Raw genomic sequence first — 12471 nt, forward strand, 5'->3', positions numbered from 1 at the left:
CCACAGCGCACCGCGGACTCTGACCGGCCCCCCGCAACCCGGTTGCAACCCGGTGCCGGGGCCCGGCCGGCCTTCGACGTGGCACAGGTATCACGTGACGCAGATATCACGTGACGCAGGAATCCGGCGCGGAGGGGCTCTCCATCCTTCCCTCCGCGCCGGATACCGCGGCGCCCCGTCCGGTGCGTCCGGCGGGGTGCCGGCTTCCGCCCCTACGGGTGCGCGCACCCCCGCCGCTCTCACCCGCTGCGTTCCGCGCGCCGTGCGCGGAAGCGGCGCACGGCATCGCGATTCGCGCAGGCATGGGAGCAGTAGCGCTGCCGGCCGGCCCTGGTGAAGTCGCCGTACGCGCGACCGCATTCGGCCAGGGCGCAGCGGCTGAGCCGGTCCATACCGCGTCCGGTGAGGTGCAGCGCGGTACCGACACTGACCACGGCCCGCACCACACTTGCCAGTCCCAGATCGTCGTCGCGGTAGTGGATGTGCCAGCCGCCGTCGGCATGGTCGGTGAGCCGGGGATGGCTCGATGACATCGTCAGCAGTTCGTTCAGCTCGGCCGCTCTCTGCCGGGGCGTTTCGGCATCGACCACCGCCAGCCAGCGCGGGATGAACGCCAGGAGTTCCGCCAGATCGGCTTCACCCACCGGCCGGTCGATCGCCATGCCCGCCTTCACACAGCGGTCGGCGAATTCCTCGGGGGAGCGGGGCGGTACGGCCGCCAGATCGACGATGAGCCGTACGGGATCTTCTCCGTAAGGGTTCTGTTGCACAAGCCTATTACAGCAGGCTGTTTCCGGAGTCACCCCGCCCCCGGAAGGAAGCACTGATGCACAAATGGCTGCCGCTGGTTGCCACTTGCTCGGGAACGTTCATGCTGCTCGTCTACTCGACGATCGTGACGGTGGCGCTGCCCGGCGTGGCCGACGACCTGCACGCAAGCTTCAGCTCCCTGCAATGGATCATCGATGTCTACACCCTCGCGCTGGCCGGCCTGCTGCTCGGCATGGGATCACTCGGCGACAACCTGGGCCGCAAACGCCTCTACTTGACCGGCCTCACCGTCTTCGCCCTCGCCACCCTCGCCTGCGGTCTTGCACCCGACGTCATGACGCTGATCGCGGCACGCGCGGTACAGGGACTGGCCGGTGCCGCGATGTTCTCGACGCTGCTGCCGCTCATCGGACTGACGTACACCGGCCGCGACAGAGGCGTGGCCTTCGCCGTATGGGGTGCGGTCGCCGGTGCCGCCGCCGGCATCGGCAATGTCGCCGGGGGAATCCTGACGCAGTTTCTGTCCTGGCAGTGGATCTTCCACGTCGGAGTGCCGGTCTGCCTGGCCACCCTGGCGCTCTCCGCAGCGGTGCTGACCGACGACGCCAGAACCCCGACCCGCATCGACTACCTGGGCATCGTCACGTTCACGCCGGCGGCCCTCGGCATCACCTTCGGCATCATCAACGGGGGTGAGCAGGGGTGGACCTCCGGCCCGGCCGTGCTCGGCTTCGCCGTCGGGGCGGCGATGCTCGCGTTGTTCCTCCTCGCCGAACGCACCGGCAGCAACCCGATGATCGCCCCGGCCCTTTTCCGCAAGCGGGAGTTCAACGGCACCCTGGTCGCGGCCATGGGCTACTACCTCGCCGGATTCGGGGCGCTGCCGGTGATCTCCCTCTGGCTGCAGGACGGCGCGGGGCTCAGCGCGCTGTCCACCGCCCTGGTCATCACCGTGCAGCCGGTGGCCTTCTTCGCCACCTCGGCCGTGGCCGGCAGCATGCTGCACCGGCTGCCCGCGCACCGGACCCTCGGCGGCGGCGCGCTCGCCGTCGGAGCGGGAAACGTACTCATGCTGGCGATCGGCGCCGGCTCGTCCTGGACCGCGCTGATCCCCGGCCTGGTGGTCACCGGGGTCGGCGCGGGCATCGTCTCGCCCGTCCTGCCGTCCGCCGCCATGTCCGCAGCACCCCCGTCACAGAGCGGAGTCGCCTCCGCCGCAGCCAACTGCGCCCGTCAACTCGGCCTGGCCCTGGGCATCGCCGTACTCGGCTCCGTCTTCCACCGGTTCTCCACGACGTCCGGCGGGACCGGCCTCCACGCGGCCTACGCCCATGGCCTCACCGCCGTGTTCGCCGTCGCCGCCGCCATCGGACTGGGCAGCGGAATCCTGGCCCTCCGGCTTCTCAAACCGCCACGCCCTGCCACACAGCCGGCGTAGAGCCCCGCGACGAGCGGCCCTCGGGTGGTCAGCGTGGGCCGCCACCCTCGGCGGAATCCGCCCCGGCCGACCGCTGGGCTGACCCCATCACGGTCATCGCCAGCCGGCCGAGGGCGACGGCCGCCTCGCTGTCCTCCTCGGCGCTGAACACATGCACCACCAGACCCGTCTCACCGGGCGCGGCCGGGACGTGCAGCGTCTCGTAGTCCAGGGTGAGCAGCCCGGCCTCCGGGTGCCGCAGCCGCTTGCGCCCCGCCGCGCACATCACCACCTCGCCGGTCGCCCAGATCCGCCGGAACTCGGCGCTGCGCGCGGACAGTTCGCCGACCAGAGCGGTCAGTTCCGCGTCGTCGGGGTAACGCCCCGCGGAGACCCGCAGCTGGCCCACGGCCTCGCCTGCCCGGTCCTCCCAGTCGGGGTGGACGGTCCGGGAGGCGGGGTCGAGGAAGAGGTATCTGGCGTTGTTGCGGTCGCGGCGGCCCGGGTCGGCCACCCCGCCGATCAGCTCGGCACCCAGACCGTTCCAGGCCACCACGTCGAGGCGGTGGTTCGTCGCGAAGGCCGGGAAAGGCGCCATGGAGTCCAGGAGCCGCTGCAGCAGGGGGCTGACCCGGGCCCTGGGCGCGGGGTCACGCCTGGCACCGGCCAGGGTGGCGAGATGCCGGCGCTCTGCCGCGTCGAGACCGAGCGCCCCGGCGAGCGCGTCGAGCACCTCGGTGGACGGCTGGGTGGCCCGCCCCTGTTCGAGGCGTACGTAGTAGTCGACGCTGATCCCGGCGAGCTGGGCCAGCTCCTCACGGCGCAGCCCGCGCACCCGTCGGCGACGGCCCCCGGCGAGCCCGACGTGCTCCGGCGCGACGCGCCCCCGGCGGGCACGCAGAAAGCCCCCGAGCGCCCGCCGGGCATCACCGACCCCGTCGACCCCGCCGGCGCGTTCGGCGCTCTCGATGGCACCACCGCCCTCGCCCCCGCCCTCGATCCGGTCGTCTACGCCGTCCATGCGCTCGATGTGGTCCACGCCGTCCATGAGCTCAAGTATGCGTGGCCCTCGCAGTACCAGGACCGCCGTTCCGCCGGTCGAACAGGGTGCTGGTTACCCGCTCGCGCCCGGGAGAACGTGGGGACATGAACGAAGCCACACCGCGGCAGCGGAAGGATCCTCGTCGTCAGCGCCCACCCGGAACCCCGTTCGCTCAACGCCGCGCTGACCACCTTTGCGGTCGAGCACTTGCGGGCGGCAGGGCACGAGGTGCGGGTATCCGACCTCTACGCGATGAAGTGGAAGGCGGCGGTGGACGCCGACGACTTCCCCGACCACCCGGCGGACCGGCAACTGGGCGTGATGGCCGCCTCCGAGCGGTCCACGCTGGCGGGCCGGCTGGCGCCCGACATCGCGGCGGAGCAGGAGAAGGTGCGCTGGTCGGACGCGGTGATCCTGCAGTTCCCGATGTGGTGGTTCTCGGTGCCCGCGATCCTGAAGGGCTGGATCGACCGGGTGTTCACCAGCGGGTTCGGCTACGGCCCGGAGGTGCCGCCGCCCTACAGCGAAGGCGCCCTGGCGGGACGGCGTGCGCTGCTGTCGGCAACGATGGGCGCCCGGGGGTCGGCGTTCTCCGACCGCGGCATTCACGGCCGGCTGGCGGACGTCCTCCACCCGGTGCAGCACGGCCTGTTCTGGTTCACCGGCATGGCGCCGCTCGAACCGTTCGCGGTGTACGACGCGAACGAGCTGCCGCAGGACCGTTTCACGGCGGCGAAGCAGGCGTACGGACAACGGCTCGACGGCCTCTTCACGGACGAGCCGGTCCCGTTCCGGTCGCTCGTCGGCGGCGACTACGGCCGCGATATGCGACTGCTGCCGGGCGCGGAGTCACCGGGAACTGCCGGACTGGACCTCCACGTCCACCCACAGGCCTGAGCGGCGGGGCAGCCGCTCCATGTGGCCCTGCCGTCATGGCGGGGAGGCTCGCGTCCGGCCGAGGGCGCCGGCATCAGGTCAGCTGCCGGCTCTGAGGGCTTCCAGGTGCCGTCGCAGTACCTGTCGGAGCAGCTTCGGCGGATAGCGGTCCGGCAGCAGGGTTGCCTGGAGTGTGAGTCCGTCGAGGAGGGCGGCCAGTCGCGTGCTTTCCAGTTCGACGTCCATGCCGTCCGGCAGCCCGCCGGCGGACTGAGCCTCGTGCAGTACGCGCGACATCAGGCTGTGCAGGTCGGCCTGCATCTCGGCGGCGCAGGGCCGCAGTTCGGGGCGGGTGTGTGCGGCGGCGGTGAACGCGAGCCAGAGTGCCGCCTCCTGGCGGCGGGGCTCGTCCAGGGGGAGGAGCTCGGCCAGGAGCTCCTCTGTCTCGGCCCGGCGGTCGGTGTGGCCGTCGGGGGCCAGCAGTCGCTCGGCATGGGGGCGGACGCGGTCGCCGATGCGCCGGCTCAGCTCCCGCATGGTGAAGGTCATCAACTCGTCGTGATCGGCGAAGTAGTGGCGGACCGAGCCGATGGCGAGTCCGGCTTCCTCGGCGACGTTGCGCAGCGACGCATGCTCCAGCCCCTGCCGGGCGGCGACGGACAGGACGGCCTGCGCCACCGCCCTGCGGCGGACCACGGGATCAACGATCTTCGGCACATTGCCTTTATAGCACGACCGGGCTAACATTTTTTTAGCTCAATCGTGCTATCAAGATGGGTGGTATCTGCGTGAACCCCTGGCTGCTCGCCGCGATCATCGCGGTGGTCGTGATCGCGGTCGTGATCAAGCGGATGATCGGCGAACCGGTCAACGCAAGGGACCTCTTCGTGGCCCCGGCGATCCTGACCGGGATCGGCATCCTGTCCCTCGTCAAGAGGACGGATCTGACCGGCACCGACCTCACCTGGGTCATCACGGGTGCCGTCTTCGGTGCGGCCCTCGGCGCACTCCGCGGCGCCACCGTTCAACTCGTCGACAAGGGAGGCGTCCTGTGGCAGCGGTACACCGGCCGCACCTTCCTCGCCGTGATCGGCACCCTGGCGCTCACGGCCGGCTTCAGTGTCCTGGCGGTGAAGATGGGCATGCACGAGCACGCACGTCCCCTCCAGCTCTCCATCGGCGTGAGCTTCCTCGGCGAGTCCCTGATGGTCGGCCGTCGCGCCATGACGTCGGGGATCCCCTTCGCCCCGGCGCGTGCTCGCTGACGGCAGGCCATGAGCGGAGCCGGAGGGCCGGTCGGTATCGCCCGCCCGGCGGCCGGTCGGCATCGCCCGCGAACCCTCTTGACCTCAAGCAAAGTTGAGGTTCTAGCGTGCTCTCCAGCTGACCACCCTCTGACGGCAGGAGAAGGCACCCGTGATCCTCGTGACAGGAGCCACCGGAAATATTGGACGCGCTCTGCTGGAGGAGCTGCGCGCATGCGGTGCAGGGCCGGTGCGAGGTCTTACCCGGGACGCCGCACGGGTCACCTTCCCTGAAGGAGTCGAAGCCGTTGAGGGGGATCTCGGACGGGCGGGATCCCTCAACTCGGCGCTCAATGGCGTGCGTTCACTGTTCCTGGTGCAGGGCATGGGGGCAGAGAGTGAGGTTCTTGAGGCTGCCCGGCAAGCAGGTGTGGAGCATGTGGTCCTCGTGTCGTCGATCACGGTGCAGACCCATCCGCACCTGCCCGCCGCCGGGGTGAATGCGGCCGTCGAGCGGTTGCTGAAGGACTCCGGTATGGCCTGGACGATCCTGCGGCCGACACAGTTCGCTTCCAACACCTTGTGGTGGGCGACATCGATCCGCGAGCACGGGACGGTCCATGTGCCGTACGCGGATCTGGGGCTTCCGACAATCCATCCCGCGGACATCGCGGCAGTGGCCCGAGCGGCGCTCGTCGAGCCGGGCCACCGAGGGCGGACGTACCCGCTGACCGGACCGGAGCGCGTCACGGCACGGCAGCAGGTGGCGGCCCTGGCTGCGGCTCTGGGACAAGAGCTGTCCTTGGTCGGGATCAGCCGGGAGCAGGCCCACCGGCAGATGGCTTCCTTCATGGGGGACGAGACCGCGAACGCGGTGCTCGACCTCATGGGCGGGGACCTCAACGAGGAACTGCTGAAGGTGCGCGATACCGTCCCGCAGCTCACCGGCCGCCCCGCCACCCCCTTCCGGCAATGGGCCACGGAGCACGCCGCCGCCTTCCGCTGAGCGCCCCGCCCCGCGGGGGAGGGGTGAGCCGGCGGACGGTCACCGCTGGGTGATGTCGGCGCTGACGATCGCGCCGTCGGAGACCGTGTAGGTCCCTTGGTACACCCGCACCGAGCCGTCGGTCTGGGTCGCCCGCAGGACGGCGCCGACCTGCCCGGGGCTGCCGTCGTTCACCGCGCTGAGCTCGATGTGCGCCGTGGTGTCGAAGCCCGAGACCCACTTCGAGTACGAGCTGCCGCCGATGTTCTTGCCGCCGAGGTCCCAGGCCCCTGAGAAGTCCCCGGCGTTGATGTCCCGGTAGTACTCCTCCACGATGGCGCTCGCGTTGTCGGGGGACGGTGAGAGGTCCGACGGGCTGGGGGTCTCCAGGTCGGTCGGCGGCATGGTCTCGGGGTAGGTCGGCGCAATGGAGCCGATGTCGGTGGGCGGCATGGAGCCGATGGCCGGGTCCGGGGTCGGGGTCGGGGTGGCCGACGAGATGACGTCGACCGCCCCGTCGTCCGAGGAGCCGGTGGACGAGGCGAGAACCACGGCGGTCACCCCGCCCACCACGATCAGACCGGCCATCAGCCAGAGCAGCCACAGCGGGAGGATGGTGGGCCCCACACGGACGTAGCCGTGCCCGGCGGTCCCGGCGGGCCGGTCGGCGGCGGCGGACACCCCGCCCCCGCGCGGCATGCCGCAGCTCGGACAGGATGTCGCCGCGGCATCCTCTTGGAGCGCGCCGCAGTGCAGGCAGGACGGCATGGTCATCTCCCCCCGATGTCCCTCGTGTTCATGGAGCCGGCCTCGTGTTCATGGACCCGGCCTTCGCGTTCATGGACCCGGCCTTCGCGCCGGCCCCGGCTACAGCCCGTGGATCGCCTGCTCGATCGCCACCGCCAGGGTGGTCAGAGCGGTGAACCCCGGTACCGCGCCCACGAGCGCCCTGGCGAACACCTTCAGCTTGCCCTTGCGCGGTGTCTCCGAGGAGGCCTCCTCGCGCGCATCCTCGGCGGCCTCGATCAGATCGTCGCGTTCGGGGTGGTCGGACTGGCCGAGCTCGTCGATCAGCCGGGAGAGCAGGGCGTCGAGGTCCTGGGGCGACGGCTGCTGCCCGTCGCCGTACTGGGTCAGCCCGCTGTCCCGGACCTCCGCCTTGGCGTTCCTGCCACTGGCCACGGCGTTGCCGACGACATTCGAGCCGCCGGTGGCGATGATCCCGTCGTTCCTGCGCATGCGGATTCCTCATTCCTTCTGGGTTCGTCAGTCCAGCTTGAGCAGCGGGATCTTGTTGATGATGTTCATCGCGGTCCGGGACCTGTCGCCGGAGGCGACCGAGCTTGAGTCCACCCGCGCTCCGTGGGACGCGATGATGCCGTTGTTGATGATCGTCTGCTGACGCTGGATCAGCTCGCCCACGTCGATGCCACGCGCCTCGGCGAATTCGACGAGTGCGTCCAGAACCCGCTTCTCGACCGTCTTCAGGACCATGCCGCTGTCGGCCTTCTGGAAATGCCGTTGGTGGCGGGTGGCCGCGGCCTGCCGGCGGACGCTCTGCCGCGCCCCGTAGTCGAAGCTGCGCAGCCTGGTGATCAGCTTTCTCTGGCGGCGCAACCGCCGGGACATCCCGTAGTCGGGGGCGAATCCCGCGATCGCGCGCACGGGCGAGGCCAGCAGAATGAAAACGGTGCTGACCGCCGTCTCCGAGACGAGCTTGGCGAGCTCGCCCAGGGGCGGGCGGGGCATCAGGGTGTCGATGACCCGGTAGCGGTCGAGCAGGGGGAACAACACCGTCGGGACGGCTTCCACGAAGAGGTTGGAGTCCGACCGCACGAAGCGCAGGAACAGCGAGGTGACCAACTCGCCGCCCCAGCCGGTGGAGTGCACCGCCAGATAAGGGCGGGCGCCTTCCTCGGGCGTCCGCTTCAGCGCGTCCAGCTGATCGAAGGGGATCCGGGGGACGGGCCGGCCGAGCGGTTCGGGCAGGAAGCGGGTGTCCCCCAGGAGGGTCGCCCCGTCGGCGAAGAGCCGCTCCTCGATCTCCAGACAGGGCAGCGCCAGGGTGCTGACGCGCTCGGCGATATGGGCGTAGAGCTCCGTCACATCGAATTCCTGCGGCTCTCCCCCCGGCCGGCTCGATGTGGTGACGTCGAAGGTCAGGGACCATGAGTCGAGCTCGGCCCCGTAGCCGATGAACGGTGAATAGCCGCTGTAGGTGGTGACGTTCCCGTCGGCGTACTCGCCGATCTGGCGCAGACGCGTCGCGATATCGCCGTTGAGCGGCGGGGGCGCGGCCGCCGGGTCGAACCGGTCCGGGCGCAGGCTCTGCAGATGCCGACCGTATTTCGTCGAGAGCTCGAAGGAGAGCACCGTCACCCAGGAGAGGAAGAGCGCCAGCAGGGTGATCCCCCCGTCGGCGACCCAGAACGTGAAGACGAAGGCCAGCAGGAGCAGGACGGTGAGCACGAGATCCCGGCCGTGACGGCGCGCGTTGGCCAGATAGGCGTGCCGGAGCACCACGGGGATGTCGCACGCCGGGGCCGCCGCCACCCCCAGATGCGGTTCGGCGGCGACCTGTTTGATGAGCGACCCGGCGTAGGCGCGGTCCAGGTAGGCGGCCGCACACAGATACCTGGTCAGATCCCGGCCGTTACCCCAACGCGGCACGGCGGTGCGGCGGTTGGCGGCCAGGCCGGGCGCTGTCGGCGCAGGTGAGGGAGGGCCGGAAGGCTGCTGCGGCAGCGTCGCGGTCGCCTCGGTGGCCTCCAAGGCCGCTCCGCAGGAGCCGCAGTACGCGGCCCCCGGAACCGCTTCCCGGCCACATCCGGGGCATGTCGTCAAATGCGTCATTCTTCCCCCCCACGCATGAGCCGAGCTCACGTCCAACAAGTGCACCACAAGAGCAATCTGAGTAAATGTCGGAGTCACCCTTTGAGGCTGGACCGTTACAGATCGGGAAGGGGGTGGCCGCCGCGTGCGCGCCCGCTCGGTCGAAGGGGACGGTGCGCCGGAGCGGGAGCGCACGCGATGGGGCGCTCAGGCCAAAGTGCCGCCCCGGTGGCCTGACGCCACCATGAAGCCCACCTGACACCCCCCTGACGCCCCTCCCATAACGCCCAATGACGTCACCTCGAAGCGGGAATTCAGTGGCGAGTGCGGGCCGTCACGGACGAACATGCCATGCATGAGTGACCAACCCGCGCGATGGACCCAGGCAACCGTCTACCCCGATATGTGGGCCGATCCGGACGACGACCCCCGCAGCGAAGGACCTGGTCCGGACGGCGAGCTTCCGACGCTGCAGGACTTCCTGACGAACTACCGCAGGACCCTGCGGATGAAGTGCGAGGGTCTGGACGCGGAGCAACTGGCCCGTCGGTCGGTGCCACCGTCGACGATGTCGCTGCTCGGCCTGGTCCGGCACCTCGCCGAGACGGAACGGGACTGGCGCAACTGGATCACCGCCGGTGACCCGCTGCCGAAGCTGTACGGCGCGAAGGACGCGGACTTCCATGGAGCGGTCGCCGAGCAGGCCGTGGTCGACTCGGCGTACTCCGATCTGGAGCGCGAGCAGGCCGCTACCGACGCCGCGCTGGCCGAGCACCCGGACCTGGGCGAGCGTGTGGGGAAGGAAGGGATCGCCATACGGGAGCTGCTGGTGCACAGGGTCGAGGAGTACGCCCGGCACTGCGGGCACGCCGACCTGTTGCGCGAGTGCGTCGACGGAAGGGTGGGCCAGTAACGAGGGCCATGGGGTGGCCGTGGGCTTGTTCGCCGCACCGTGATGAGTCGGAAGCGACCTAGCGTTGGGGCCTGGCGTTGTCGGACAAGCCCTAGCGTTTCTGCGCCCGGTACCGCTTGAGGAGTGCGGTGATCTTCTCGTAGTTCGCCTTGCCGTTCAGCTCACTGAGGAGGTCGTCGGGGCAGAGCTCATAGTGGTCGCCCCACCAGCGGCGCCCTCTGTTGTCCCAGATCCGGTAGCCGCCCGGTACTCCTCTGGCCACGTACCGCCGTCCCACGCTTCCTCCCCGGCCCGGTTCCGAGTATGCCCGCACGGCAGCGCGGGGGTACTGGGAGCAGCTTGGGTGCCGCACTCCGCGTGGGCAACCGCTTTTCTGCCGGGCCGCTCGGTCAAGGCGCATGGCTATGACGCACGGCTGACGGCCCGGCAGAAGGCGGCACCGGCAGCGAGTTCCAGGTGGCTGAGAGCTAAGCTCCGGACACATGCACACAGTTGCCATCCTGGCTCTTGAGGACGTGGCGGCCTTCGATCTGACCATCCCCTGCCAGGTGTTCGCCATGGCGCACGGCCCGGACGGCAGCCCTGCTTACGAGGTGCGGGTGTGTGCGGGGCGGACGGTCACCGCGACCGCCGGCCGGCATCCGTCCTTCCGGATCTCCTCGCCGTACGGACTGGACGACGCCCGCGACGCCGACACGGTGATCGTGCCCGGTGTCCGCCCGGACCGGGCGCCGTCGCCGCGAGCCCTGCGGCTGATACGCGAGGTGGCCGACCGGGGTGGACGCGTGGCGTCGATCTGTACCGGGGCGTTCGTGCTCGCGAAGGCCGGTCTGCTCGACGGGCGCCGGGCGACCACGCACTGGATGTTCGCCGGCCAACTGGCGCAGCGCTTCCCGGACGTGGAGGTGGATCCCTCCGTCCTGTTCGTCGACAACGGTCAGATCCTGACCTCCGCGGGCGTCGCCGCGGGGCTCGATCTGTGCCTGCACATGGTGCGCCGGGACCTGGGGGCGGCCGCGGCGGCCCGTACCGCCCGCATGATCGTTATGGCGCCGCAGCGAGCCGGCGGCCAGGCGCAGTTCATCGAGCACCGCGATCCCCCCAGCAACACCGACCACCTCGGGCCGGTCCTGGAGTGGATGCAGGAGAACCTCGACAAACCGCTGACCGTCGCCGACATCGCCCGCCGGGCCGCGATGAGCAGCCGCAGCCTGTCCCGGCGGTTTCGCGCGCAGACGGGGACCACTCCGCTGCAGTGGCTGCTCCACCGGCGTCTGCAGCGGGCGAGAGAGCTGCTGGAGACGACCGACCTGAGCATGGAGCGGGTCGCCCGGGCGGCGGGGTTCGGGTCGACCGAAACGCTCCGGCACCACTTCTCCCGGCATGTCGGCACCACCCCCACCGCCTACCGCGCGACGTTCCAGAGCTGCTGAGCTGTGAGGATGCGCAAGTGGTGACGGACGCGGAGTGGGAACGGGTTCAAGGTGAGCTGCGCTTCGGTCAGGTCTTCACGGGCACCGTCGTCCGAGTGCCCAGGCCCGCGGCGGCGGGCCGCCCGCGCCGACGCCGCCCGCACCTGGCCGGATCTTACGGACCATGGGCAGTCATGCCACTGTTCGACGGCCTTCGGCGTGGACAGACTTGGCGGCACATCGCGTCGCCGAACACTTTCTGGAGCACGATATGCACAGACGGAATCTTCTTCGCTCCGGCGTGGTCGCCACGGCCGGCCTCGGTCTCGGGGCGGTCACGACCGCCCCGGCGTCACCCGCCGAGCCACGTCGTGGGCCGCTGCGGGTGCACACGGTGCTCTACGACGGAGTGGAGGAGCAGGACTTCGCCGGGCCGGTGGAGGTCTTCGGCATCATCGAGCCGAGCCGGCTCCAGCAGACGTTCGTCACCGCCGGAGGACCGGGGACGGTGACTACGTCGTCCGGTATGGAGATCGTGATCCGGGCACCGTGGTCGCCGCGCTCGGCCGACGTGATCATCGTGCCCGGAGGCGGCTACGGGAAGGGGTCGGGGGTGAGCGAGCAGATCCGCCTCGGCACCCTGCCCAAGGCGCTGGCCGCGGCTCGCCGGCCCGGTCTGACCCTGGCGGGGGTGTGCACCGGGACGATGCTGCTCTCCGCCGCCGGCCTCACCCGGGGACGGCCCTGCACCACGCACCACATCGCCAAGAAGGAGCTGACGGAAGCGGGCGGGAAGGTGGTCGCCGGCCGGGTGGTCGACGATGGCGACCTGGTCACCTGTGGGGGAGTCACCTCCGGTATCGACCTCGCCCTGTGGCTCGTCGAGCGCCACTACGGACCGCCCTCCGCCCTCGTCGCCGAAGAGGTGCTGGAGTACGAACGCCGGGGCACCGTCTGGCGAGCGGGGTAGGCCGCACCG

The 12471-nt window shown here is 70.4% G+C and carries 14 protein-coding genes; 7 read left to right on the plus strand and 7 right to left on the minus strand.

Annotated features, from left to right (window positions below):
- Positions 1-239: 239 nt before the first annotated feature.
- Positions 240-770 carry a CGNR zinc finger domain-containing protein gene (locus NUT86_RS31370; protein ID WP_266443580.1) on the minus strand — a complete coding sequence of 177 codons (531 nt, stop codon included), beginning with the start codon at positions 768-770 and terminating at the stop codon, positions 240-242.
- A gap of 56 nt (positions 771-826) precedes the next feature.
- Between NUT86_RS31370 and NUT86_RS31375 the strand changes: the two genes are divergently transcribed.
- Positions 827-2209 (plus strand): MFS transporter, encoded by a 1383-nt coding sequence (locus tag NUT86_RS31375; RefSeq protein ID WP_274738636.1) that lies wholly within the window; start codon positions 827-829, stop codon positions 2207-2209.
- A gap of 28 nt (positions 2210-2237) precedes the next feature.
- Here the strand turns inward: NUT86_RS31375 and NUT86_RS31380 are convergent, their stop codons facing one another.
- The gene (locus NUT86_RS31380; RefSeq protein ID WP_274738638.1) at positions 2238-3236 is read right to left on the minus strand and encodes a helix-turn-helix domain-containing protein; all 999 of its coding nucleotides are present in this window, start codon (positions 3234-3236) and stop codon (positions 2238-2240) included.
- A 177-nt stretch (positions 3237-3413) separates the two neighbouring features.
- Here NUT86_RS31380 and NUT86_RS31385 point away from each other — a divergent pair, with 177 nt between their 5' ends.
- On the plus strand, positions 3414-4127 hold the full coding sequence (locus tag NUT86_RS31385) for an NAD(P)H-dependent oxidoreductase (protein WP_274740677.1): 714 nt from the start codon (positions 3414-3416) through the stop codon (positions 4125-4127).
- A 78-nt stretch (positions 4128-4205) separates the two neighbouring features.
- On the opposite strand, the gene NUT86_RS31390 is transcribed toward NUT86_RS31385, so the two are convergent.
- On the minus strand, positions 4206-4823 hold the full coding sequence (locus tag NUT86_RS31390; RefSeq protein WP_229838412.1) for a TetR/AcrR family transcriptional regulator: 618 nt from the start codon (positions 4821-4823) through the stop codon (positions 4206-4208).
- A 56-nt stretch (positions 4824-4879) separates the two neighbouring features.
- Between NUT86_RS31390 and NUT86_RS31395 the strand changes: the two genes are divergently transcribed.
- Together NUT86_RS31395 and NUT86_RS31400 are read left to right on the plus strand one after the other, a co-directional pair.
- Complete coding sequence (locus tag NUT86_RS31395; protein WP_037741184.1) at positions 4880-5371, plus strand: DUF1453 domain-containing protein; 492 nt, start codon at positions 4880-4882, stop codon at positions 5369-5371.
- A gap of 151 nt (positions 5372-5522) precedes the next feature.
- Positions 5523-6356, plus strand: a complete 834-nt coding sequence (locus tag NUT86_RS31400; RefSeq protein ID WP_159485556.1) for an SDR family oxidoreductase — start codon at positions 5523-5525, stop codon at positions 6354-6356.
- A gap of 39 nt (positions 6357-6395) precedes the next feature.
- Here the strand turns inward: NUT86_RS31400 and NUT86_RS31405 are convergent, their stop codons facing one another.
- The 3 genes from NUT86_RS31405 to NUT86_RS31415 form a co-directional block, all read right to left on the minus strand.
- A complete protein-coding gene (locus NUT86_RS31405) occupies positions 6396-7109 on the minus strand; it encodes a hypothetical protein (RefSeq protein WP_229838413.1) in 714 nt (237 codons plus the stop codon).
- A 93-nt stretch (positions 7110-7202) separates the two neighbouring features.
- Positions 7203-7574 carry a hypothetical protein gene (locus tag NUT86_RS31410; protein WP_159485554.1) on the minus strand — a complete coding sequence of 124 codons (372 nt, stop codon included), beginning with the start codon at positions 7572-7574 and terminating at the stop codon, positions 7203-7205.
- Positions 7575-7601: 27 nt separating this feature from the next.
- Positions 7602-9107: a zinc ribbon domain-containing protein gene (locus NUT86_RS31415; RefSeq protein ID WP_159485552.1), complete on the minus strand. Its 1506-nt coding sequence runs from the start codon at positions 9105-9107 to the stop codon at positions 7602-7604.
- Between the two features lie 406 nt (positions 9108-9513).
- Between NUT86_RS31415 and NUT86_RS31420 the strand changes: the two genes are divergently transcribed.
- Positions 9514-10080 carry a DinB family protein gene (locus NUT86_RS31420; RefSeq protein WP_274738643.1) on the plus strand — a complete coding sequence of 189 codons (567 nt, stop codon included), beginning with the start codon at positions 9514-9516 and terminating at the stop codon, positions 10078-10080.
- Between the two features lie 91 nt (positions 10081-10171).
- Here NUT86_RS31420 and NUT86_RS31425 read toward each other — a convergent pair whose 3' ends face one another.
- Positions 10172-10342, minus strand: a complete 171-nt coding sequence (locus NUT86_RS31425; RefSeq protein ID WP_174876319.1) for a hypothetical protein — start codon at positions 10340-10342, stop codon at positions 10172-10174.
- A 220-nt stretch (positions 10343-10562) separates the two neighbouring features.
- Between NUT86_RS31425 and NUT86_RS31430 the strand changes: the two genes are divergently transcribed.
- On the plus strand, positions 10563-11513 hold the full coding sequence (locus NUT86_RS31430; RefSeq protein ID WP_148589088.1) for a GlxA family transcriptional regulator: 951 nt from the start codon (positions 10563-10565) through the stop codon (positions 11511-11513).
- Positions 11514-11763: 250 nt separating this feature from the next.
- Entirely contained in the window at positions 11764-12462 is a 699-nt protein-coding gene (locus NUT86_RS31435) for a DJ-1/PfpI family protein (protein ID WP_274738645.1), read from the plus strand.
- Positions 12463-12471 lie beyond the last annotated feature (9 nt).

Origin of the sequence: Streptomyces sp. G7(2002), assembly GCF_028870195.1 — a bacterium.
Lineage (GTDB): Bacteria > Actinomycetota > Actinomycetes > Streptomycetales > Streptomycetaceae > Streptomyces > Streptomyces nigrescens.